The 22760-nt window shown below is 58.5% G+C and carries 26 protein-coding genes and 1 pseudogene; 16 read left to right on the top strand and 11 right to left on the bottom strand.

The window, feature by feature from the left end; genetic code table 11:
* Positions 1-3: 3 nt before the first annotated feature.
* From AC1DFB_RS12780 to AC1DFB_RS12760, 5 genes are all read left to right on the top strand, one after another.
* Positions 4-453, top strand: a complete 450-nt coding sequence (locus AC1DFB_RS12780; protein WP_170395701.1) for a DUF6173 family protein — start codon at positions 4-6, stop codon at positions 451-453.
* A gap of 64 nt (positions 454-517) precedes the next feature.
* Positions 518-2356, top strand: a complete 1839-nt coding sequence (locus AC1DFB_RS12775) for a glycerophosphodiester phosphodiesterase family protein (RefSeq protein WP_480921392.1) — start codon at positions 518-520, stop codon at positions 2354-2356.
* Positions 2343-2897: a hypothetical protein gene (locus AC1DFB_RS12770; protein ID WP_480921391.1), complete on the top strand. Its 555-nt coding sequence runs from the start codon at positions 2343-2345 to the stop codon at positions 2895-2897. Before AC1DFB_RS12775 ends, AC1DFB_RS12770 begins: the two co-directional genes overlap by 14 nt.
* 68 nt (positions 2898-2965) lie before the next feature.
* Positions 2966-3100, top strand: a complete 135-nt coding sequence (locus AC1DFB_RS12765) for an aa3-type cytochrome c oxidase subunit IV (RefSeq protein WP_170395707.1) — start codon at positions 2966-2968, stop codon at positions 3098-3100.
* Between the two features lie 21 nt (positions 3101-3121).
* Entirely contained in the window at positions 3122-3754 is a 633-nt protein-coding gene (locus AC1DFB_RS12760) for a hypothetical protein (protein WP_170395709.1), read from the top strand.
* Here the strand turns inward: AC1DFB_RS12760 and AC1DFB_RS12755 are convergent.
* Together AC1DFB_RS12755 and AC1DFB_RS12750 are read right to left on the bottom strand one after the other, a co-directional pair.
* Positions 3743-4075: an AzlD domain-containing protein gene (locus tag AC1DFB_RS12755; protein WP_170395711.1), complete on the bottom strand. Its 333-nt coding sequence runs from the start codon at positions 4073-4075 to the stop codon at positions 3743-3745. The genes AC1DFB_RS12760 and AC1DFB_RS12755 overlap by 12 nt on opposite strands.
* The gene (locus AC1DFB_RS12750; RefSeq protein WP_170408370.1) at positions 4072-4782 is read right to left on the bottom strand and encodes an AzlC family ABC transporter permease; all 711 of its coding nucleotides are present in this window, start codon (positions 4780-4782) and stop codon (positions 4072-4074) included. Before AC1DFB_RS12750 ends, AC1DFB_RS12755 begins: the two co-directional genes overlap by 4 nt.
* Between AC1DFB_RS12750 and AC1DFB_RS12745 the strand changes: the two genes are divergently transcribed.
* Genes AC1DFB_RS12745 through AC1DFB_RS12730 form a run of 4 tightly spaced genes read left to right on the top strand, consistent with a single transcriptional unit; the run spans position 4781 to position 8121 of the window.
* Positions 4781-5722 (top strand): formate dehydrogenase accessory sulfurtransferase FdhD, encoded by a 942-nt coding sequence (locus AC1DFB_RS12745; RefSeq protein WP_480921390.1) that lies wholly within the window; start codon positions 4781-4783, stop codon positions 5720-5722. The two genes, AC1DFB_RS12750 and AC1DFB_RS12745, sit on opposite strands and share 2 nt — an antisense overlap.
* Entirely contained in the window at positions 5715-6371 is a 657-nt protein-coding gene (mobA, locus tag AC1DFB_RS12740; protein ID WP_480921389.1) for a molybdenum cofactor guanylyltransferase MobA, read from the top strand. The genes AC1DFB_RS12745 and mobA overlap by 8 nt, the downstream gene beginning before the upstream one ends.
* On the top strand, positions 6368-6859 hold the full coding sequence (gene mobB / locus AC1DFB_RS12735) for a molybdopterin-guanine dinucleotide biosynthesis protein B (protein ID WP_170408367.1): 492 nt from the start codon (positions 6368-6370) through the stop codon (positions 6857-6859). The genes mobA and mobB overlap by 4 nt, the downstream gene beginning before the upstream one ends.
* Positions 6856-8121, top strand: coding sequence for a molybdenum cofactor synthesis domain-containing protein (locus tag AC1DFB_RS12730; protein ID WP_170408366.1), 1266 nt, complete (start codon positions 6856-6858; stop codon positions 8119-8121). The genes mobB and AC1DFB_RS12730 overlap by 4 nt, the downstream gene beginning before the upstream one ends.
* Here AC1DFB_RS12730 and AC1DFB_RS12725 read toward each other — a convergent pair.
* From AC1DFB_RS12725 to AC1DFB_RS12715, 3 genes are all read right to left on the bottom strand, one after another.
* Positions 8118-9110 carry a hypothetical protein gene (locus AC1DFB_RS12725; protein WP_170513856.1) on the bottom strand — a complete coding sequence of 331 codons (993 nt, stop codon included), beginning with the start codon at positions 9108-9110 and terminating at the stop codon, positions 8118-8120. The genes AC1DFB_RS12730 and AC1DFB_RS12725 overlap by 4 nt on opposite strands.
* Before the next feature lie 14 nt (positions 9111-9124).
* Complete coding sequence (gene greA / locus AC1DFB_RS12720) at positions 9125-9595, bottom strand: transcription elongation factor GreA (RefSeq protein ID WP_170408364.1); 471 nt, start codon at positions 9593-9595, stop codon at positions 9125-9127.
* Between the two features lie 234 nt (positions 9596-9829).
* Complete coding sequence (locus AC1DFB_RS12715) at positions 9830-10210, bottom strand: VOC family protein (RefSeq protein WP_170513859.1); 381 nt, start codon at positions 10208-10210, stop codon at positions 9830-9832.
* 89 nt (positions 10211-10299) lie between these two features.
* On the opposite strand from AC1DFB_RS12715, the gene soxR reads away from it, so the two are divergent.
* The 4 genes and pseudogenes from soxR to AC1DFB_RS12695 all read left to right on the top strand — a co-directional run bounded on the left by soxR (position 10300) and on the right by AC1DFB_RS12695 (position 15162).
* Positions 10300-10755, top strand: coding sequence for a redox-sensitive transcriptional activator SoxR (gene soxR / locus AC1DFB_RS12710; RefSeq protein WP_170395726.1), 456 nt, complete (start codon positions 10300-10302; stop codon positions 10753-10755).
* 136 nt (positions 10756-10891) lie between these two features.
* A complete protein-coding gene (locus tag AC1DFB_RS12705; protein ID WP_170513865.1) occupies positions 10892-12538 on the top strand; it encodes an electron transfer flavoprotein-ubiquinone oxidoreductase in 1647 nt (548 codons plus the stop codon).
* A 104-nt stretch (positions 12539-12642) separates the two neighbouring features.
* Entirely contained in the window at positions 12643-14355 is a 1713-nt protein-coding gene (locus tag AC1DFB_RS12700; protein ID WP_480761769.1) for a tetratricopeptide repeat protein, read from the top strand.
* A pseudogene (locus AC1DFB_RS12695) lies at positions 14345-15162 on the top strand (4-(cytidine 5'-diphospho)-2-C-methyl-D-erythritol kinase). The gene AC1DFB_RS12700 and the pseudogene AC1DFB_RS12695 overlap by 11 nt, the downstream one beginning before the upstream one ends.
* Here AC1DFB_RS12695 and AC1DFB_RS12690 read toward each other — a convergent pair.
* Positions 15155-16153, bottom strand: coding sequence for a polyprenyl synthetase family protein (locus AC1DFB_RS12690; protein ID WP_480707102.1), 999 nt, complete (start codon positions 16151-16153; stop codon positions 15155-15157). The pseudogene AC1DFB_RS12695 and the gene AC1DFB_RS12690 sit on opposite strands and share 8 nt — an antisense overlap.
* 56 nt (positions 16154-16209) lie before the next feature.
* Between AC1DFB_RS12690 and AC1DFB_RS12685 the strand changes: the two genes are divergently transcribed.
* From AC1DFB_RS12685 to AC1DFB_RS12675, 3 genes are all read left to right on the top strand, one after another.
* Complete coding sequence (locus tag AC1DFB_RS12685; RefSeq protein ID WP_008755664.1) at positions 16210-16425, top strand: putative signal transducing protein; 216 nt, start codon at positions 16210-16212, stop codon at positions 16423-16425.
* Positions 16422-17189: a methyltransferase gene (locus AC1DFB_RS12680; protein ID WP_170513877.1), complete on the top strand. Its 768-nt coding sequence runs from the start codon at positions 16422-16424 to the stop codon at positions 17187-17189. Before AC1DFB_RS12685 ends, AC1DFB_RS12680 begins: the two co-directional genes overlap by 4 nt.
* Positions 17190-17313: 124 nt before the next feature.
* Positions 17314-17478, top strand: coding sequence for a YdcH family protein (locus AC1DFB_RS12675; protein ID WP_170395738.1), 165 nt, complete (start codon positions 17314-17316; stop codon positions 17476-17478).
* A gap of 4 nt (positions 17479-17482) precedes the next feature.
* On the opposite strand, the gene yddG is transcribed toward AC1DFB_RS12675, so the two are convergent.
* The 5 genes from yddG to AC1DFB_RS12650 all read right to left on the bottom strand — a co-directional run bounded on the left by yddG (position 17483) and on the right by AC1DFB_RS12650 (position 22710).
* Positions 17483-18349 (bottom strand): aromatic amino acid exporter YddG, encoded by an 867-nt coding sequence (gene yddG / locus AC1DFB_RS12670; protein WP_480736908.1) that lies wholly within the window; start codon positions 18347-18349, stop codon positions 17483-17485.
* Complete coding sequence (locus AC1DFB_RS12665) at positions 18346-19293, bottom strand: transcriptional regulator GcvA (protein ID WP_170513116.1); 948 nt, start codon at positions 19291-19293, stop codon at positions 18346-18348. Before AC1DFB_RS12665 ends, yddG begins: the two co-directional genes overlap by 4 nt.
* 303 nt (positions 19294-19596) lie before the next feature.
* The gene (gene phbB, locus AC1DFB_RS12660; protein ID WP_170395744.1) at positions 19597-20319 is read right to left on the bottom strand and encodes an acetoacetyl-CoA reductase; all 723 of its coding nucleotides are present in this window, start codon (positions 20317-20319) and stop codon (positions 19597-19599) included.
* Between the two features lie 187 nt (positions 20320-20506).
* Positions 20507-21682, bottom strand: coding sequence for an acetyl-CoA C-acetyltransferase (locus AC1DFB_RS12655; protein ID WP_170395746.1), 1176 nt, complete (start codon positions 21680-21682; stop codon positions 20507-20509).
* A 194-nt stretch (positions 21683-21876) separates the two neighbouring features.
* Positions 21877-22710 carry an EAL domain-containing protein gene (locus AC1DFB_RS12650; RefSeq protein WP_480921388.1) on the bottom strand — a complete coding sequence of 278 codons (834 nt, stop codon included), beginning with the start codon at positions 22708-22710 and terminating at the stop codon, positions 21877-21879.
* Between the last annotated feature and the right edge of the window lie 50 nt (positions 22711-22760).

Raw genomic sequence — 22760 nt, 5'->3', positions numbered from 1 at the left:
GCAATGGACAAGATCGAAACCTCAGCCGAGGCAGCGGAATCTGCGGCGTTGCCGCGGTGCTATGAGGTGCACGCCAACCCTGAAGCGGCATCGGGGAACAAGGATTTGCCCAAGCCATTGCAAAAGCCGGTCGAAAGCAAAAGCCCTGCTCAATGGGCCTATGAGCGGCTGATCATGTATATTCAGAATTTCGAGAAGACTCTGGATGGCGATCACGAGGTTGCCATGGGATTTACCGGTGGTGATGCCGGTGTAATGCGGATCGAGGGCATGGGCTATTTCGATCCGGATGTGATTACCTTCTATGGCTCGGACGGAGGCGGCGCCAAAACGCAGCTCGTCCAGCATGTCAGCCAGTTGAATGTGATGCTACGTGCCTTGCCGAAATCGATCGAGGATAAACCAGCCAACCGCATTGGTTTCCGGCTGGCGGCTGATCTGGAAGAAAGCTGACGCCCACTCTTGCAATTCACACTTACGCAGCCTTGAATGGATAGACCATTCAGGAGGCAACCGCGTGACCAATTTCTCAGCCGTTACAACTGCCTACCGGGGCGCATGGGCGCGGCGGCGCGTGTTTGTGCCTGTTTATGTCGCCGTCCGGTTGCTGCTGGTTGCACTGATCGCTCCGGGCGTTGCCATCGCCGTCAATCTTGCTGTCTCATTGTCTGATCAATCGGCGCTGACGGATCAGGACATTGCGATGTTCCTGCTGTCACCAGCAGGCTTCATCGCGGCGGTTGTAGTTCTCAGCCTGTTCTTACTGGCCGAGGTCTTTGTCTTCTCGGTCATGGCCGGATCATTGCGGATGGGTGAGCGTGACCCTTGGCGCGCGGGCAGTGCTTCCATCCGGTTGATCCTGACGCGTTTACCTGCGCTTTTCGGCTTTGCCGCACGGTTCATTTTGCGTGTGCTGGTACTTGCGCTGCCTTTTGTCGCCGTGGCTGGCCTGATCGCCTGGTGGATGCTGACTGAATACGACATCAACTACTACCTCACCTTCCACCCGCCTTCATTCTGGGTGGCGGTAGTGCTGATCGGATTTGTGGTGCTGTGTCTGGCTTGGGTTCTGATCCGCAGGCTCTCGGCCTGGGCGCTGTCGCTGCATCTTGTATTATTTGAGGGCTGCAAACCCGCCGAGGCCTTCTCCGCCAGCACGGATCGAATGGAAGGCAAACGCGGTCGCCTCAAGATCGAGCTTGGCCTTTGGCTTGCGATGCGTCTCGTGATCGCTGCACTGATTGCCTTTGTGGCCGGACTGTTGTTCGATCTGGTGCCGTTGCAGGAAAGCACGAACCTGCGCTTTGCGCTGATCTTCAGTATGATCGTAGCGGGCCTCTGGTCGCTGGCTGGGCTTGTGCTTGCAGCCGTCGCTCTGGGAGCATTGGCGGTTCTGCTGGATGGGTTCTTCGACACACAGGGCCGAGAGGTCCCTCATCCCGAACCCGGCAACCTGCGCGCGCCGCTTTACGCTGTGGTCGGTGGCGCGGCAATCGCCCTGCTGATCGGGCTCTGGTCCGGGCAGGAGTTGCTGGTCCGCATTCAGGCCTCCGATCATGCGGATGTCATTGGTCATAGGGGTGCGGCGGCGATAAGGCCGGAAAATACCATGGCGGCAGTGTTGAAGGCTATCGAAGATGGCGCCGATTGGGTTGAGATCGACGTTCAGGAGACTGCGGATGGTGTGGTCATCATCGCGCATGACAGTGATTTCATGAAACTGGCGGGTGTGCCGCTCAAGGTCTGGGACGCAACCATGGAGGATATAGCCGAGATCGATATCGGCAGCTGGTTCGGCCCCGAATATGCTTCGGAACGGACGCCCACGCTGCGGGATGTTCTGGAAGCTGCGAAGGGCAAATCCAAGGTCATCATCGAGCTGAAATACTATGGCCATGACGTCGACCTGGAAAACCGAGTTGCCACGATTGTCGAGGAGCTGGATATGCAGGATGACATCGCCACCATGTCATTGAAATATCCGGCCGTGCAGAAGATGAAAGCGCTGCGCCCCGATTGGCGGGCAGGCGTTCTGGCCGCGACCGCCATCGGCAATCTGTCGGGGCTTGAGGGCGATTTTGTGGCCGTAAACGCGGCGACGGTATCTCCGGGTCTGATCCGCTCGGTCCATGAGGCGGGCAAGGACATCTATGTATGGACGGTGAATGACCCGCTACAGATGTCGGCCATGGCATCGATGGGGGTCGACGGGCTGATCACCGATCGTCCTGCCATGGCTCGCGAAGTACTGCGTGTTCGTGCCGAGATGGGACCGGGCGAGCGTCTGATGCTATGGTTGGCGACGACATTCGGATTGTCCATTGATACTGCCGAGATGCGTGATGCGGAACCATAGACTGGCCGCCCTTCTGGTCTGTTGCGCGCTGCCTGCAGCTGCGCAGGACCTGATGCGTAGCGTGGAAATGCCCGCTCACCGGGCGTTGGCCGACACGATAGACGGCGCTGAACTGACCCCCTTCGAAACGGACGGCTGTTCGGGCGGATTATCTTCCAGCTGGCGTATGGTTGCCGAGACCTTTCCGAAGTTCAGTCTGCTTTATGAAGAACACCCGCCATGGGAGTACTGCTGCGTTACTCACGATCGCGCCTATCACAACGCAGGTGGCGCGTCGCAGGCTGGGGCCAGTTATGACGCCCGCCTCGCTGCCGATGACACCTTGCGCGCCTGTGTCAAAACCCACGGCGAAAGCCATGCTGATGAATATGCCGAACGCTATGATATGACGCCGGATCAAATCCGCTCGGTCCATTCGATCACGTCTGAAGCGATGTACATGGCGGTACGTTTTGGGGGCGGTCCCTGCAGCGGGTTGCCCTGGCGCTGGGGGTTTGGTTATCCAGGCTGCACGATTTTTGGACCAACTGCGCGCGAATGACGTCGTGACAGGCCCTGAGTTTTGCATTATCCAACATTTCAAATACGCGAATTGGGATTCTAATAAACATGGCTGATCACAAGCACGGCGAGATGGACATCACCGTTCAAACAAAAACCTTTGACGGTTTCATCAAATTCACCACGTGGTGCGTGGTGGCAATTGTACTCCTTTGCCTGTTCCTGGCGGTCTTTGCGGCCTAAACGGTACACGAGGCGCATCTCTTGTTCAGGATTCTGATTGCCTGCCTGCTGGCAGTGACAGTTGCGGGTTGCGCGGGATCGCAGCGCCCGCAGGCTGATCCCTCGGAAATCGTGGCCCGGTCCTATCGTGATCCGGGGCCATCGACGCTGACGCTCTATACCATGATCAGCACGCGCACCGGGTCGGGGGCACACACGTCGCTGATGATCAGCGGGAGCGAGCGGGTCATATTTGATCCTGCCGGATCGTTCCGGGCGGATGTGGTGCCGATCAAGAATGATGTCCTTTATGGCATCACGCCAAATGTCGAACGCGCCTATCGTAGCAGTCATGCGCGCGAGACGCATTATGCCCGTATTCAGACGATCGAAGTGACGCCGCAGCAGGCCGAGATCGCGCTGCAATTGGCCAAGCAGATGGGCCCGGTTTCGCAGGCTTTTTGTGCAAATTCGACCTCGCAATTGCTGCAACAGGTCCCGGGGTTCGAGCAAATCAAAACAACATTCTACCCGGTGAAGCTATCCGATCAGTTTGGTCAGATTCCAGGCGTTGTCACCACGGACTATCGTGAGAATGACTCGGCTGATCTGCAGCAGGGGCTGGCGGAAAACAATGCGCGCCTCAATCAGCTTGAAGCGGTCTCAACCAACTAGGTAAAGCAGGCCGTAAAGCGTGGCGGCCCCTGAAAAGATGGCCGCTATGACGTTCTTCGTTACAATTCCCACCGTCAACGCAACTGCCGCAGCCGCCATGCGCGGCATATCCGGTTGTCCTTCGGTGGCCGTGGGCCAGACTACCAAAGGTGCGATCAGGGCAGGCAGAATCGCCACTGCTGTGTACCTCAGGTGCCGCAGAAGCCAGGGCGGCATCGGGCGGTCGCCAACCAGCCCGATAAAGGTAAAGCGCAGAAGGTAGCTGCCTATCGCCAGACCTACGATGATGATCCACATGGTTGTCGGGTCGATCTGCGTCATGACTTTTTCCGCTCTAACATCAATTCAGCCCGTGCACCTGCCATCATCCCGGCTATCCCTGCGATCAACAGTCCAAGATTGAACGGCACTGCCACGCACAGCAGGGCGACAACAATCGCCACCAGCGCGGCTACAACATGCGCCATGGTGCGCATCATTGGTCCGATCATGGACAAGAACGTGATCGGCAGCGCAAAATCCAGAGCCCAGCTTTCCGGAATCTGCGCCCCCAGAACAGCACCCAGATAAGTGGCGAGTATCCAAAGCGGCGTGATCGGCGTGACCGAGCCGACAAAGTACGCCATGCGCTGAGGCACGGACATATCCGGTTCTTTCTCGAATCGGACAATCGAACAGGCGTAAGACTGATCAACAATAAGATAGGCTCCAAGGGCCCGTTGCCACAGCGGAGCCGCCCCCAGATAAGGGGTCAGTGAAGCCGAATACATGGCCACCCGCAGGTTCACAGCCAGGGCCGAGATCAGAACGATAACCGTTGGTGTATTGTCCTGCAGCAATTGCAATGCGGTGAACTGAGCAGCGCCGGCAAACACCGTGGCGGAAAAGGCCATCGTCTGGATGATATCCAGCCCTGCTTCTGTGGCAAAAACACCAAACAGAAGGCCAAAGGGCATGGCGACGAAGATAAACGGCGTCCCGTCGCGAAAACCTTTCCAGAAGTATGACTTGGATGTGGCAGAGGCCATGGCTAAATCCTATGGTGACGCGAGCAGCAGTAGCCGTCTTGGGAAGGGGTTGCAATTGGCCACGGAGATCGACCTGTCAGACTACCTCATTGCGCCCGATCCGGGGGCTGCCCGCCTGACGCGCGGTGTCGAGGGTGTGGACCAGAATGGTGAGATAAGTCAGATCTCAGTGGTCGAGGAACGCCCGCTGACCATTTTCCTCAACTCGCAGGAAATCGTGACGGCAATGACCATCGGCGACTATCCCGAATACCTTGCGCTCGGGTTTCTGCGTAATCAGGGGATGCTGCTTGCAGATGATGAAATTACTCGGGTCGACTATGACGACGATCTGGAAACCGTGGTCGTGCGTACCGCGCGTGAGACCTCATACGAGGACAAGCTGAAGAAGAAGACCCGTACCAGCGGTTGCGCAGTAGGCACTGTGTTCGGAGACATGATGGAGGGGCTAGAGGACGTGCGCCTGCCACAGGTCTCGCTGCGCACCTCGTGGCTGTATGAGTTGGCGTCGAAGATCAACCGCACCCCGTCTCTGTACCTTGAGGCGGGTGCCATCCATGGCACGGTGCTTTGTCATGAAAGCCACCCGTTGGTCTATATGGAAGACGTGGGCCGCCATAACGCGGTCGACAAGATCGCAGGCTGGATGCTCTCCGAGGGTGCGAGCGCGTCTGACAAGATCCTCTATACGACCGGTCGTTTGACTTCGGAAATGGTGATCAAAACGGCAATGATGGGCATCCCTGTTCTCGCTTCGCGATCGGGGTTCACCGCCTGGGGCGTCGAGATCGCGCGCGAGGTCGGTTTGACTCTGATCGGCCGGATGCGCGGGCAGCGGTTCGTGTGTTTGTCGGGCGAAGACCGATTGGTGCGCGATGTTGATCCGTCGAGCGTGGCGATTGAGGACAAAAAACATCGCAGGAAAAGTGCCGATGGCTGAACAGTCGCAAAAACCGCTGGGGGTTATTCTGGCAGGCGGCCTCGCAACGCGAATGGGAGGCGGCGATAAAGGGCTGTTGCAGATCGGCGGGGTTAGCCTGCTGGATCGGGTGATAGACAGGCTGCGCCCTCAGGTCGGCGGGTTGGCTTTGAACGCCAACGGCGATGCCGAACGGTTTGCTCGCTTGAACTTGCCGGTTGTTTCGGACTCGATCGAGGGCTTTGCAGGACCGCTGGCAGGCGTTTTGGCCGGGCTTGATTGGGCCGCTGAACAGGGCGCTCAATCTATCGTGACGGTTGCGGCGGATACTCCGTTCTTTCCGCATGATCTTGTGGCGCAACTGGTGAACGCATCCAAAGGGCAGAAATACCCCCTTGTTCTGGCAACCACCCCGCGCACGAGTGACGAGGCATTAAAATCCGGCGGCGGCAAGCGGATCAATCGGCATCCGACCTTTGGGCTCTGGCCGGTAGTATTGCGCGATGATCTGAGGGAAGCGTTGAACGCTGGATTGCGCAAGGTTGTCCTGTGGACTGACCAGCATGATGGGCGAGAGGCGCTGTTTTCGGCCCAGCCGTTTGATCCGTTCTTCAACGTCAACACTCCCGATGATCTGGCCCGCGCTGAAACCTTGTTGGAGCAGGTATGAGGGTCTACGGCGTCACCGGTTGGAAAAACGCGGGCAAAACCGGCCTAGTGGAACGGCTGGTGGCTGAAATCACCGGACGTGGGTATACCGTTTCCACCGTTAAACATGCGCATCATTCCGTCGACGTCGACCAGCCGGGTACCGACAGCCAGCGGCATCGCGCGGCGGGTGCGTCCGAAGTGCTGTTGGCATCCGGCCAGCGGATCGCACTGATGCAGGAGTTGCGCGGTGCGCCCGAGCCGAAGCTGGACACCTTGCTGCCGCGTTTGTCTCCGGTCGATCTGGTGTTGATCGAAGGCTTCAAGCGCGAGCGTCACCCCAAGATCGAAGCGTTTCGCGCAGAACCCGAAAATCCGCTGATCGCCACGGATGATGACACGGTTCGCGCGGTTGCAAGTGATACGCCTTTGGAATTGGATTGCCCGGTGTTTGATCTGGATGATACGGCGGCCATTGCAGATTTTATCCTGGAAGAGGTCGGATTATGAGCACGCCGGATATCTCACCTCCGCCCTTGCGCAATGATTGTTTCGCCTTGCCTGCAGGGGTGAACTGGACACCCGTTGATGAGGCTCTGGCGCTTTTGCGAGACAGATTGTCGGTTGTAGCTGGGGTTGAAAACGTGCCCGTGATGCGGGCGGCGGGCCGAGTTCTGGCGGTGGACGTGTCGGCCAAACGATCAAACCCGCCTCAGCCCAACACCGCTGTCGATGGGTACGGATTTGCCGGTCCGGTGCCGGACGGACCCTGTGTCATGCCTTTGGTAGAGGGCCGGGCGGCCGCGGGTGTACCCTTTGACGGTGAGGTCCCAGAGGGCCATGCGATACGCATTCTTACCGGAGCTGCACTGCCAAAGGGTGTTAATACGGTCATATTGGAAGAGGATGTGACCTTTGATCAGGGGCACATTGCATTCCGAGGTCCGTTAAAACAGGGCGCGAACACGCGAAAGGCAGGCGAAGACGTGGTTGAAGGCGCGCTGACCTTGCCAGTTGGGCGGCGTTTAACACCAACGGATCTGGCGCTTTTGTCGGCGGTTGGTCTGACTGAGGTTTCTGTCCGCAAGGTTTTGCGGGTCGGAGTGCTATCGACCGGGGATGAGCTGGTCGAGCCGGGTGACAGCGCCGGACTGGGGCAGATTTATGATGCCAATCGTCCGATGCTGCTGTCACTGGCCGAGCGGATTGGATTCAAATCGGTTGATCTTGGGCGCGCCGAGGATGATCGCGCGGCGCTGAAACAGCATTTGGATCGCGCAGCTCAGCAAGTGGATGTAATCCTTACCAGTGGCGGCGCCTCCGCCGGCGATGAAGATCACGTCTCGGCATTGTTGCGAGAGGCCGGGGCGATGCAGGAATGGCGCATCGCACTAAAACCCGGGCGGCCTTTGGCGCTGGGCATGTGGGATCAGACGCCGGTGTTTGGCTTGCCGGGCAATCCGGTGGCAGCACTGGTTTGCACGTTGATCTTTGCCTGCCCAGCACTGAACCTGCTGGCCGGTGCAGGCTGGCAAGAGCCGCAAGGCTTCGACGTGCCCGCCGCGTTCAAAAAGCACAAGAAACCGGGTCGCCGGGAATACCTGCGGGCGCGCATCCGTGAAGGACAGGCCGAGGTATTCCATTCGGAAGGATCTGGCCGGATCAGCGGGCTGAGCTGGGCCGAAGGCTTGGTCGAAATCGAGGACGGTGCCCGCGATATCAAGCCCGGCGATCTGGTGAGGTTCATACCCTACGGGAGTTTTGGGCTTTAATCGAACGTCCCTGCGACACGTCCCACCAGCATGAAGGCACGCGCTGTGCGGGTTTCGCCCAGAGCTGTAAGCTCGGCATCGCTGGCATTAGGTTCGAACTCGACGATCATATGGTCAAAGCGGCGCAGGAAATGGTGTGCGGCATCGCGAAAGATCGGATCCTGTTTCATCCGCGCCGCAGTCAGCGCCAGTGACGAACGGTCCCGAATGCCACCCAAGGCAGCCACCGACCGCCCGCGCGCGCCTTGGGCAAATTGCCGCCAGACTTCGGGTCGGGCCATATCGGGGCGCAGGTCATCCATATAGATGCCTTCCTGGCTGAGAAGGGTCAGAACATCTTGTGAGGCCTGCACAAGTTTCGAGGTCTTGCGATCTTTCAATGCAAGCCGCAGCGCGTTAAATCCCTCGGCATCGCTTTGCGTCTCGGGGAAGTTCAGGGCGCGGATAAAGATGTCGGTGGGCAACGGGGGCGCAATTTCTTCCGCTGAGGTGCCAAGTTCCAACGAAGTCTGATTGGCCATGTCCGGCGCGGGCCTTTGGGTGCGCCCGGGTTCACCGCGATTGGTCGAGAATGTCGCCAGCGCGCTCTCGGTCTTTTTTGCGCTTTCGGCGATTTCATCCAGTTTCTTGCCGACCGTCGGCTCATACGTGCTGGCCGCGCGTTGTTGCTGAACGACATAGCTGTTGCGGATCGCATCGATGGCTGTCTGCAGGCGGGCGCTTTCTTCGCGCATCACTCGGCTGGCGCGCATCGCAAGGGCTGCGACCCAGATCATTGCGACCGGCATGAACACCGCCAGGAAGGTGACGATGAACCCTCCTTGTTGCCCGCCGGGCAGTACCAGAAACACGACCGACACCACCAGCCAGATCAGGCTGAGAACAACTGCTGCAATCTCGATCTCGGTGACCGAACGGTGCGCCGGACGGTCGTAGATACCCAGCGAGGTGGGTTTCTCGGGTTCTTGCTCAGGTTCAGACCCTGACATGACAAACGCTCCGGTCAGGCGTATTCGATATTCAGAACTTCATAAGAGCGCACGCCTCCGGGGGTGCGGACCTCGACACTATCGCCTTCTTCTTTGCCAATCAGGGCGCGGGCGATGGGGGATTTGATGTTCAGAAGGCCCGCTTCGATATTGGCCTCATACTCACCCACGATCTGCCAGGTCTTTTCTTCGTCGGTATCTTCATCCACCAACGTGACCTTCGCGCCGAACTTGATAGCCCCTGACAGTTTGGCCGGATCAATGACATCTGCCAGCGACAGGATGCCTTCAAGCTCTTTGATGCGGCCTTCGATAAAGCCCTGCTTTTCGCGCGCCGAGTGGTATTCGGCGTTTTCTTTCAGGTCGCCCAGTTCGCGGGCTGAGGCAATCGCCTCGATGATCGCCGGGCGCTCGACGGATTTCAGATTCTTCAGCTCTGCCTCGAGCGCGGCATTGCCCGAAGGCGTCATGGGGATCTTTTCCATTGTCTTGTCGTCCACGCAGAAATTGTTACGCCCCGCCGCACAATAGCGTCGGGGCGAAGGATGGGTTGGCAATTACCTGACCCAAATGAGGCGTGAATTGCAAGAGGGGAGGTGTGCGTTGTCAGTAAACTCGCAACTTAGCGCCGCCGTTCCGGGGGGCGGGTGCGCCTGTGGCGCTGTCCCAACAATTCTCCACTTCGCCAACGGCTGGCTTCGTGCCCAAGCCACAGCATCTCAATCATACTGAACCACTTCGAATTCGATGCCATTGTCATCTTCGAAATAGAATCGCTTGCCTGGCTCATAGTCTGCGTGGTTGTGCGGTTCAAATCCCGCTTTGCGGACCTTTTCCTCGGTGGCGTCGATATCCTCGACCAGCACACCTACATGGTTCAAGCCGCCCACGTAATCATAGCTGCTTTCGCCTGATGGCTTGGGATCGCCGGGGGCGTAGAGTGCCAGATAGGTATGCGGGCTGCCCACATGCACCGTATAGCCACCGGCAATGGCAGGGCCTTCCCAGCGTGTTTTCCAGTCGAAGACTTTCTGCATCCACGCCGCAGATGCCTTTGGGTCGCGGACCGTGAAATTAGTATGTTCCAGCGTCGCCATCATGGGATTCTCCTTCCAATTTGAGGCTTGTCCCGACTCACTGTAATTTCTAAACCTAACTTTAGGTCAAGAGATTTCTTTGGGAGGATGTAATGGTTGTTTCGGAAGGTCTGGCGATTGGAGCATTGGCCCGGCGCACCGGGTTGGCGGTGTCGGCGATCCGATACTACGAGGCGCAAGGTTTGATATCTCCATGGCGTAACGCGGGTGGGCAGCGGCGTTATCAGCGCGCCGATATCCGACGGCTAAGCTTTGTGATGATCGCGCAGCAATTCGGTCTGACTTTGCCCGAGATCCGCGAGGTATTGTCGGGCTTGCCAGGAAACCGCACACCGACGCCTCAGGACTGGAAGAGTATCAGCGAACGGCTGCGCACGCATCTGGATCAGCGAATCGATACGCTGATGCGACTGCGCGACAATCTGGATGGATGTATCGGTTGCGGCTGCCTCAGCCTGCCGAAATGCAAGCTTTACAACCCCGATGACAGGGCCAAATCCCATGGTAGCGGTCCCAGATACCTCATGGGGGACGCACCCGAAGCCTGAAGTGTCGAATAGCGGCGTTGTTACGCCGTGTTTCGATTGACCAAAGTCTTTATGACCATGTAATCAGCCGTGAAACAATATTGCGCCGACCGCATGAAGAAAGCGCCAATTCGGAAAGTTAGCTAAGGAGCCCGCGATGGCCGAGATTGAACGCGAAGCGATGGAATATGACGTGGTGATCGTGGGTGCTGGCCCTGCGGGCCTGTCTGCGGCCATCCGTCTGAAACAGCTGGATGCCGACCTGAACGTCGTGGTTCTAGAGAAGGGTTCGGAAGTGGGTGCGCATATCCTGTCGGGTGCGGTGCTGGACCCTTGTGGTCTGGATGCTCTGATCCCCGATTGGAAGGAAAAGGGTGCCCCGCTGAACGTGCCTGTGCATGAAGACAATTTCTACATGCTGGGCGAGGCTGGCAAGATCCGCATCCCCAATTTCCCGATGCCGCCGCTGATGAACAACCACGGCAACTACATCGTCTCGATGGGCAATGTCTGCCGCTGGATGGCAGAGCAGGCCGAAGAACTAGGCGTCGAAATCTTCCCCGGCATGGCCTGTTCCGAGCTGGTCTACGGTGAGAACGGTGAAGTCAAAGGCGTTGTAGCCGGTGTATTTGGTCTGGAGCCAGACGGATCCTACGGCCCCAACACCGAGCCGGGCATGGAACTGCATGGCAAATATGTCTTCCTGTCGGAAGGCGTGCGCGGCTCACTGTCCAAGGAAGTCATCGCCAAATACGACCTGTCTGCCGGTAAAGAGCCGCAGAAATACGGCGTTGGCATGAAAGAGATCTGGGAGATTGATCCGGCCAAGCACAAAGAAGGCAGCGTCACGCACACCATGGGCTGGCCGCTGGGCAGCAACGCGGGTGGCGGGTCGTTCATCTATCACCTTGAAAACAATCAGGTCTATGTCGGCTTTGTGGTTCACCTGAACTACAAAAACCCGCACCTGTACCCCTACATGGAATTCCAGCGCTTCAAGCATCACCCGATGGTGGCTGACCTGCTTAAGGGCGGCAAGCGTGTGGCTTATGGTGCCCGCGCGATCACCGAGGGTGGCTACCAGTCGATGCCGAAACTGGTCGCACCGGGTGTTGCGCTGTTGGGTTGCTCGGCGGGCATGGTCAACGTGCCGCGCATCAAGGGCAACCACAACGCGATGCTGTCAGGCAAGGCCGCGGCCGAGGCCGCCTATGATGCCATCAAGGCCGAGCGTTCGGGTGATGAGCTGACCGCTTATGAGGCCAACGTTCGCGATGGTGCAATCGGCTCGGATCTGAAGAAGGTGCGCAACGTCAAACCTCTTTGGTCGAAATACGGCCTGACCGCCAGCCTGGTACTGGGCGGTATGGACATGTGGACCAATACGCTGGGCTTCTCGCTGTTGGGCACGCTGGGCCACGGCAAGAACGACGCGGAATCGACCGAAGATGCCAGCAAGCATCAACCCATCGACTACCCGAAACCCGATGGCACACTGTCCTTTGACCGCCTGACGAACGTATCGTTTGCGGCCACCAATCACGAGGAAAGCCAGCCTTGCCATCTGAAACTGGCCGACCCGGACATCCCGGTTAAGGTCAACCTGCCCAAATTCGACGAGCCGGCACAGCGTTACTGCCCCGCAGGCGTCTATGAGATGGTCGAGGATGAAGACGGGCCGCGATTCGTGATCAACTTCCAGAACTGTGTTCACTGCAAGACCTGTGACATCAAGGATCCCAGCCAGAACATCACCTGGACTACACCGCAGGGCGGCGACGGGCCGAACTACCCCAATATGTAGGCAAGAACACGGGCGTTGGCAGGGTCGTGAAGGCTCTGCCATTGCCTCTCGCCCAGCAAAGCCCTAGCTTGTCGGTCAGTCAACGACAGCAAGGCAGATTATCAGTGGTTTCCCTGGTTCGACGCGCGGCTCTGGCCGTGATCCTCAGTTCTTCAATCGCGTTTCCTGCGGTATCGGATACCGGATCGGGGTCGTATCTGGCCGGGCGTCAGGCGATTTATGAGAGCGACTATCCCGCTGCCGAGCGTTACTATGCGCAGGCGCTTCGCGCTGATCCCCAAAATCCGAAACTGCTGGAAAACGTGGTCGTCGCCCGGCTCGCCTTGGGTGAGATTGAGCGGGCCCTGACCGTCGCCGAAGTTATCGAGGAAAATGAACTGCCCAGCCAGGCCGCTCGGATGGTGATCGCCGCCAATCTGGTGGCAGATGGCAAGCTGGATGAATTTCTGGCCCGCGATCCTGAAACGCAAGGGGTTGGACCGCTGGTTGATGGCCTGATGATTGCTTGGGCTCATATGGGGCAAGGCGCCATGACCAAAGCGATGGAACAATTTGACGTTGTTACCACGCAGGAAGGTCTGAAAGAATTTGCACTTTATCACAAGGCCATGGCGTTGGCGTCAGTCGGAGACTTTGAGGGGGCCGAGGCGATCCTTGCCGCAGATGATGGCCTGGTCGCCCGTTTTTCACGCCGGGCTGCGCTGGCGCGTGCCGAAGTGCTGTCGCAGCTGGATCGCAACGACGATGCGCTGGAATTTCTGGATAACGTCTTTGCCGCCGGCAGTGATCCAACCATCGAAGGTTACGCCACCCGGCTGTCTGATGGCGAAACGCTGCCCTTTACCCATGTCCGTTCTGCACAGGATGGCATGGCCGAGGTTTTCTTCACCGTCGGCGCTGCGCTGAGTGCCGAGGCCGCGCAGGATTATGTTCTGCTATATGCCCGGGTCGCGGCCTTTCTGCGGCCTGACCATATTGATGCGCTTTTGCTAAGCGCTGAGTTGTTGGATGGGCTGGAACAATATGATCTGGCGGTTGATGTCTATCGGCAGGTGCCTCCGGACAGCAGCGATTATCATGCCGCCGAGCTGGGGCGCGCCGAGGTCCTAAGTCGCTCTGACAGAAAAGAAGCTGCCGCCGAGGTCCTGCAAAACCTTGCCGCTCAAAGCCCCGATTTGCCCGGTGTGCATGTAGCCCTGGCCGACCTGCGGCGCCAGCAAGAGGATTACGCGGCAGCGGTCACCTCTTACGACAAGGCGATTGGCCTGACGGAAGAGGGTGCAGGCGGAAACTGGTTCCTGCATTATGCCCGCGGGATATCGCATGAACGTCTGAAGAACTGGGACGAGGCCGAGGCCGATTTCCGCCGCGCGCTTGAGTTGAACCCGGACCAACCACAGGTGCTGAACTATCTCGGGTATTCGCTGGTCGAGCGGCGCGAGAAATTGGACGAAGCGTTGAATATGATCGAACGCGCCGTCGCAGCGCGCCCTGACAGCGGCTATATCGTTGACAGCTTGGGCTGGGTGTTGTTCCGCCTGGGCCGGTACGACGAAGCAGTTGACCACATGGAGCGCGCCGTTGAGCTGATGCCGGTCGATCCGGTGGTAAATGACCATCTGGGCGATGTTTACTGGGCCGTAGGTCGTGGGCGTGAAGCCGAGTTCCAGTGGAAACGAGCACTGTCTTTCATTGATCCTGAAGATACCGACGGCGAAGCCGATCCTGAACGCATCCGCCGCAAGATCGAAGTCGGATTGGATGCGGTTCTGGCCGAGGAAGGTGCCGAACCCCTGAAGGTCGCCAATGAAGGCTGAGGCATTTGCCCCCGCCAAGATCAACCTGACCCTGCATGTGACCGGCCAACGCGCGGATGGCTATCATCTGCTTGATTCGTTGGTTGCCTTTGCCGATGTTGGGGATCAGTTGAGCCTCATTTCCGGCCCCGAGCTGTCTCTGTCGGTCACGGGTGAGTTTTCGGATGGCGTACCGACCGATGATCGCAATCTGGTCTGGCAGGCCGCCGAGGCCGCAGGCTGGACCGGTCGCATTCATCTGAACAAACAACTGCCGCACGGTGGCGGTGTCGGGGGCGGCTCCTCGGATGCTGCGGCGCTATTGCGCACTGCGACGAAGGGGGAGAGTGGCCCGATAGCGTGCCGCTGTCGCTTGGCGCGGATGTCCCGGTATGCATACATGCTGCTGCAGCGCGTATGCGCGGGATTGGTGAACAGATTGAGCCGATGGCGTTGCCGCCCCTCCCGGCGCTTTTGGTCAATCCGGGTATTGAAGTTTCCACCGGCCCGGTGTTTTCCGCTTTGCACAGCAGAGACAACGCACCGATGCCTGCTGAGATCCCTGCATTCAAAACACCGGAAGACTGCTCTACGTGGTTGAGGGCTCAGCGGAATGATTTAGAGGCACCTGCAATATCTGTAGCGCCGGGCATTGCGGAGGTCATAGCGGCGTTGGAAGGCACCCGAGACGCGTTGATGGTTCGTATGTCGGGTTCAGGCTCAACCTGTTTCGCACTTTATCCAACGCTCAAAGCAGCCCATTTTGCTGCCTATGAGATCGGCGCGGCCCAACCCGGCTGGTGGTGCCGCGCAACGACGCTCAGTTAAGGCGCGATACGACGTAATCGGCCAGATCGCCTAACAGGGTGCGGATTTCGTGATCCGGAAGAGGCGCCAGCGCAGCCTTGGCCTTGGCCGCCCAACCAAACGCATCCGCGCGGGTTGCATCCAGCGTGCGGTATTTGGCCATCAGCGACAAAGCGTGATCCAGATCGCCCTCTTCCTGCCGTCCGCGACCGATCGTCCGTTCCCAAAACGCGTGTTCCTCGGCAGTTGCCTGAGCCACGGCTTTGATCACTGGCAGGGTCAATTTTCGTTCACGGAAGTCGTCGCCGACGTTTTTGCCTGTGGCCGCACTATCGCCTTGATAATCCAGAAGATCATCAGCGATCTGGAACGCGATTCCAAGCGCATCGCCATAGTGATACAGCGCCTTGACCTGCGCCTCGGTCGCGCCTGCGATCACACCACCCACTTCGGTTGCGGCAGAAAACAGCGCCGCTGTCTTGCCGCGCACAACCTGCAGGTAGACACTTTCATCCGTGCCCAGATCGGTGGCCGCTGTCATCTGCAGCACCTCGCCTTCGGCAATTGTGGCCGACGCATTTGCAAGGATATCCAGAACCCGCAACGAACCGGTTTCGACCATCAACTGAAAGCTGCGGGAAAACAGGTAATCTCCAACCAGAACACTGGATTTATTGTCCCATAGCAGGTTTGCCGTGGGTCGCCCGCGCCGCTGCCCGCTTTCATCGACGACATCGTCATGCAGCAGGGTTGCGGTATGAATGAACTCGACCGTTGCAGCCAGCTTGACGTGATGGTCGCCTGAATAGCCGAACAGCTGCGCCGCCGCCAGGGTCAGCATCGGGCGCAGACGCTTACCGCCCGCCTCGACCAGGTGCGCGGTCACTTCGGGAATGCGCGGGGCATGTTCCGACGCCATACGCGTCCGAATCAGCGTATTTACTGCTGCCATTTCGCCCGCAAGCATCTCTGCCAGACGCTCATGCGGTTTCGAGATCGTGCTGACGTTCATCACTCTCCTGATACAAGGCTCGACATCCCTGTCACCTTGCCCTTACATCCATCCCCATGAAAGAACTATTGCGCAGCACCGATCCGACAATCCTAGCCTTTGCAACGGCTCTCCTTGAGGGCGAGGATATAGACTGCTTTCAGATGGACGTAAATATGAGCATCCTAGAAGGTGGCATCGGAATCTTTCCCCGTCGCCTGATGGTGCGGGCAGATGATCTGACCCGCGCCGAACGGGTCATGCGCGATAACGAGATCCCGCTAGGGCGATGAGCAGCTTTTCCGACAGTGATCTGACCTGCAATGATTTTCTGGGCGGGCGTGTGCGTCTGTGGCAGCCGCGCTCAGGATATCGTGCAGGGGTCGATCCGGTCTTACTGGCGGCATCGGTGCCGGCACAAGCTGGCCAGTCGGTGCTGGAATTGGGCTGCGGGGCAGGGGCTGCTATTCAGTGCCTAATGGCGCGAGTGCCGCACCTGAAGGCAACTGGGGTTGAACTGCAGGCTGGCTATGCAGATCTGGCCCGCCGCAATTCGGAACAAAACGCAGCGATCACCGTGGTTGAGGCGGATTTGAACGCACTACCGAATGATCTGCGACAAGAACAGTTCGATCATGTGATCGCCAATCCGCCCTACTACCGGGCAGGCGCGCACAGCCCTGCCACCGATGCGGGACGGCAGATCGCACTGGGTGAAGACACGCCGCTTGAGGACTGGATCAATGTCGCCGCCCGACGTCTGGCGCCGCGCGGTTATCTTCACATGATCCAGAGGGCAGACCGGCTGCCCGATATGCTTGCGGGGTGCGCGGGCCGCTTGGGCTCGATTCAGGTGCTACCTCTGGCCCCCCGTGCGGATCGCGCGTCCGAGCTGGTGATTTTGCGTGCCAGAAAGGGCGGGCGCGCCGCCTTTCGGCTACACGCACCGCTGATTCTGCACCTCGGTGACCGGCACGTAGAAGACGGCGAAAGCTATACCCCAAAGGTTTCGGCGGTGTTGCGCGATCGGGCGGATTTGACCGGGCACTTTGCCTGATCGGCAATGACCAGCCGAATTTGTCGGATTTATTATAGATTTCGTGCGTCTGCAGCGTGACAGGCTGGAAATGATGTGATCAACTTCTTACGTGACACTTACAAACCAGAGAAGGAGGACCGCCATGAGCGTGAGCGCACATCTGACGGAGTTGAAGAAAAAACACGAAATTCTCGGTCTTGAAGTGGAAGAAGCGCAACGCTCACCTGGTATTGACGATCTCCATATCGCACAGCTGAAGAAGCAAAAGCTGAAGCTAAAAGAAGAGATCGAGCGCCTGTCGACCTAAGGTTCTAGGCCTTCAGGCTGGCGCGGGCCGCGATGGCAGCGCCACCGGTGACAAACAAGGCCGCGATCGCCAGACCCCAGGACGGGGCGGCGATCCCGGCCAGAACCAACACAAGCGTCGATAACAAAGGTGCCGCGTATGAGGCGGTGCCCAGGATTTGAATGTCTCCGCGCTTGACCCCGATATCCCAGACATAGAATGCCAGCCCCACAGGCCCGAGGCCGAGCGCAAGGGTCGAGGCCCAGCCGAATGCGCCTTGCGGCCAGATCGTTTCTTCCACCGCGAAATGCAGGCCCCATGAGGCGATGGCCGTCAGGACGCAGAACACCGCGACCGAGCTTGTGGGCACATCGCCCAGCCGACGCGACAGTACTGAATAGCTGGACCATGTCAGCGCGCAGAGCAAAGCCAGCCCGTAACCGGGCAAGTGTTGAATCTGGAAGCCAGCGCTGCCTCCACCGGTGATGATGACGGCGGCTCCGGCAAAGCCAAGGCAGGCTCCGATAAGGTGGCCCGGTTTCAGATGCTCTCCGGGCAGCAGGCCTGACAGAAGAACGATCAGTAAGGGCCAGAGATAGGCGATCAGCCCGGCCTCGGCCGCGGGGGCCATGCGTAAGGCGGAAAAATACAGCGCGTGGTAGCCAAAAAGACCAATCGCGCCAAACAAATATGTCGTCCACGCGACTTGGCGCAGTTGCCCCAGCCCACCGCTCGACATGGTCCAGATCAGGCCCAACGTGCCGCCGATGGTAAAACAGATCGCGTTCAACAACAAAGGCGGCGTCGGGGCCGAGCCCACAGTGAACAGCGCCAGAAGAGACCACAGCAAAACCGCGACAAAGCCGACTGCTGTCGCGCCCATTCGGCTCATTCACCAGCTACCTTCTCAACAGGGATGATTTCAAACTCATCCGATATATGCGCGGTCTTTTCAATCTCGGATATGAACCAGTCGCGAAACGCTGCGATCTGCGGTCGCTTCTCTGCCCCTTGCAGGCAGAGGAAACGAAATCGCCCGGCGGTCTCCAGTGCCACTTTGAACGGCGCGACCAGTCGCCCTTCGGTCAGGTCTTTCAGGATCATGGCGCGCCGCCCCAGAACCACGCCCACCCCGGCCACGGCAGCGTCGATGGCGTGATCGGCGTTCGAAAAATGCGCCCCATGGGTCGGAGTGAAATCCAATCCAACCGCACGGAACCACGCGGGCCAGTCGCAACGCGGCTTGAGGAAACTGATCGAATCGTCATGGATCAGGGGGGCGTCGCGCAACGACGCAGGCGTGGGGAATTGTTCGGCCAGCTCCGGGGTCATAACCGGTGTCAGCCACTCCTTGCGGACGGGAACCGAATAGAGCCCCTCATCCGGCCCATAACCAAAGCGGATCGCCACGTCCACGTCATCCCGTTCAAGGTCCATGTTGCGCAGAGTGGCCGAGAATTTCAGGTCAATCCCCGGATTTGCACGGGCAAACTCATAAAGGCGCGGTGCCAGCCATTTCGCTGTCAGGGCAGGACCTGCTGTAACCGTGAGGCTTGTTTCATCCTGCAGCCTCCGCGTCGCTTGCCACGCGGCTTGCAGGGCGGCAAAGCCATCTGCGGTTCCGGGTGCCAATGTGCGCCCGGCTTCGGTCAGCTCGACGGCGCGATTGAGCCGGCGAAACACGGGGTGGCCCAGATGCTCTTCTAACGACTTGATTTGAAAGGACAGGGCCGCAGGTGTCACATTCAGCTCCTCCGCCGCCTTGGCAAACGACATATATCGTGCGGCGGCATCGAAGGCGCGCAAAGCAGTCAGCGGAGGCAGGCGGTCGGTCATGGCGGTTAAGTTTTTCTGAACTGAAGGATCGAAAACTCTCGTTTGTGTAATTTAAAATCAAAGGCCATGTTGATGGCAAGACAAATCCAACTTGATTGAGAAGGGTTCAGCATGATCGAGATGACAACAAACCCAGCCATTCAGAACGCCATTCACCGCGCGCATGAAGAGCGCGGCAAGGCGGTTGTAGGATTCTGGTCCTGGCTATTCGGTTCCCGCTGATCGCAGCGCGCGTGATCTTACGGGATAAAAGAAGGGCCGGTCCTTGATGGACCGGCCCGTTTTCATTCTCAGATCGCCGGTTTAGACGAAGAACTGTGCTCCGTTTGCGGAAATGGTCGAGCCGTTGATGAACTGCGAATCGTCCGATGCCAGGAAGGCGACGCAACGCGCGATTTCTTCCGGTTCACCCAGACGACCAGCCGGGATTTGACCGATGATCGATTCGCGCACTTTTTCCGGCACGGCCATGACCATTTCGGTCGCGATATAACCGGGGCAGATCGCGTTGGCCGTGATGCCGGCCCGCGCACCTTCCTGCGCCAGAGATTTCACGATGCCCAGATCGCCCGCTTTGGTTGCGGCATAGTTGACCTGCGCAAACTGGCCTTTCTGACCGTTGATCGAGCTGATCACGATGATACGACCAAATTTACGCTCGCGCATACCCGGCCATACCGGGTGCACGGTGTTGAACACACCAGTCAGGTTGGTGTCGATGACCTGATGCCACTGTTCAGGTGTCATCTTGTGGAACGGTGCGTCGCGGGTGATACCGGCGTTGGCGACCACGATGTCGATCGGGCCAACCTCGGCCTCGACTTTTTCGATGCCCGCTTTGGATTCGTCGTAATCCGCAACATTCCATTTATAAGTTTTGATACCGGTTTCGTCGGTGAACTTTGCGGCGGCTTCGTCATTGCCTGCATAAGTGGCGGCAACATTGTATCCTTCGGCCTTCAGCGCCTTGGAAATTGCTGCGCCGATGCCGCGGGAACCGCCGGTTACGAGTGCTGTACGTGCCATTTAGGACTCCTCCAAATTTAGTCGTCTTGGTAATTCTGTTACTCTGAGAGTTAAGGATGCGCAATATCGTTTCGTGATCGATCTTGTCTTTCTGTCCGGCGATATTGTCGCATCTAAGGGGTATGATCCGATTGTAACAAAAAAGGGCGCCCAGTAGACGCCCTTTTGTAATTAGTTTTCAGCGCACTTAGTCACGCTCCACACACAGGGCGACACCCATGCCGCCGCCGATGCAGAGGGTCGCGAGACCTTTCTTGGCATCCCGGCGCTTCATTTCGAACAGCAGGGTGTTCAGAACCCGGCAGCCGGACGCGCCGATTGGGTGTCCGATGGCAATTGCACCACCATTGACGTTTACGATCGACGGATCCCAACCCATGTCTTTGTTTACAGCGCAGGCTTGCGCTGCGAAGGCTTCGTTTGCTTCGACCAGATCCAGATCATCGACCGACCATCCAGCTTTCTCCAGCGCCTTGCGCGAAGCGTAGATCGGGCCAACGCCCATGATCGACGGGTCAAGTCCGGCGGTCGCGTAGGATGCAATTCGGGCCAAGGGCTCAATCCCACGCTTTTCGGCATTCTCAGCCGACATCAGCAGGGTGGCTGCGGCACCGTCATTCAGGCCCGAAGCGTTTGCGGCCGTGACAGAACCGTCCTTGGCGAAGGCGGGGCGCAGTTTGCCCATGGCTTCGATTGTCGCGCCGTGGCGGATGTATTCGTCCTTGTCCATCACGATGTCGCCCTTGCGGGTCTTGATGGTGAAGGGCACGATTTCATCGGCGAACTTGCCAGCGTTCTGGGCCGCTTCGGCTTTGTTTTGCGAGGCGACAGCGAACTCATCCTGCATATCGCGGCTGATCTGCCATTTCTCGGCGACGTTCTCAGCCGTTTGACCCATATGATAGCCGTTGAAGGCATCCCACAGACCATCGCGGATCATCGTGTCGATGTATTTCATGTCACCCATTTTATGACCGGCGCGCAGGGCGGCGGCATGGGGCGACAGGGTCATGTTTTCTTGTCCACCAGCCGCAACGATGTCGGCATCGCCCAATTGGATATGCTGTGCACCCAGAGCAACAGCACGCAGACCCGAACCGCAGACCTGGTTGATGCCCCAAGCCGCGCTTTCCTGCGGCAGGCCCGCATTTATATGCGCCTGGCGCGCTGGGTTCTGACCTTGGGCGGCAGTCAGGACCTGGCCCATGATGGTTTCGCTTACTTCGCCCTTGTCGATCCCGGCACGTTCGACAACTGCTTCAAGGACGGCAGCGCCCAGATCATGTGCGGGGGTGTTCGCAAACGAACCGCTAAAGCTACCGACGCCCGTACGTGCGGCGGATGCGATTACTACGTTGGTCATAAAGTCAATCCTTTACCGTCATGGTCCTGTGGGAAATCTGACGGCGCGGTTTGAGGAGAAGTCTTCTCCGGGTGCAAGAGCGCCTCGTGATCCCCCGCTCAAGCATCTTCTGCAATAACGCAATGCTGCATCTGCAGCAACGGACAGCTTGTCTCAGAGTGAGCCTTAGCGGTGTTCCGCGCGACCAGCTGCTATCAACTGCCCGTTTTTGCAGCTTTTTCCGAGCTCCAGGGCGGAGTGACTGAAGGCGCTCCATACAGAAAGCCCTGCAGACAATCGACACCGTTTGCGATCAGGAAATGAGCATCTTCGTCACTTTCGACCGATTCGGCGGTGACAGGAATTTCGAATTCCCGCGCAACTGCAATCAGTGCGCGCACCAGCGATTGATTGTCGGGATTGCTGCTGATGCCCCTGATGAACTGCCCATCGATCTTGGCGGCATCGAACAGAAATTCACGAAAGTGGCGAAAGCCAAAGTTACTGGCCCCAAAATCATCCAGCGCAAAGGCGATACCGCGGGCTTGTTGGCGATCCATGAAATCTACCACCAGTTCGGGCACCTGCATCGCCGAAGATTCTGAGATTTCCAGAATCAACCTTTCGCCCAAGCTTGCGTCTTTTTTCAGAAACCTATCCAGCACACGCGACCAGTTGGAATAACCGATGGACCGCGCGGACATGTTGATTGACAGGCGGATGCCAGGATTGCGGATCAGAGTGCGCAGCCCCATTTCAAGCGCGACGCAATCAAGGTCCCGGCCAATTGGCGTGTTCTCAACCTGTGGCATGAACTCTCGCGCGGGGATGACGCGGCAGGTTTCATCCAATACACGGATGAACCCCTCGTAGAACGCGATTCCCTGAGGAGGATGTGCTTGAACAACAGGCTGGAACGCCAGCCTGCATTGTCTATGCTTCACGGCTTCGGTCGCCATCTGTACCACCGATCGATCCCGTGAAGTGACGGCGGCGCTCAAAGGGTCGTCCGATCCCTCGGGCAGGTCTGCGCGTTTCCTGTTTCCCATGACGTACCGTTCCCCTGATCCCGATGATTTTGGCCGGGGCCAGTTTCAGG

The sequence above is a fragment of the Ruegeria sp. S84 genome (genome assembly GCF_056583445.1).
This window is presented reverse-complemented; position numbering and strand designations above follow the sequence as displayed.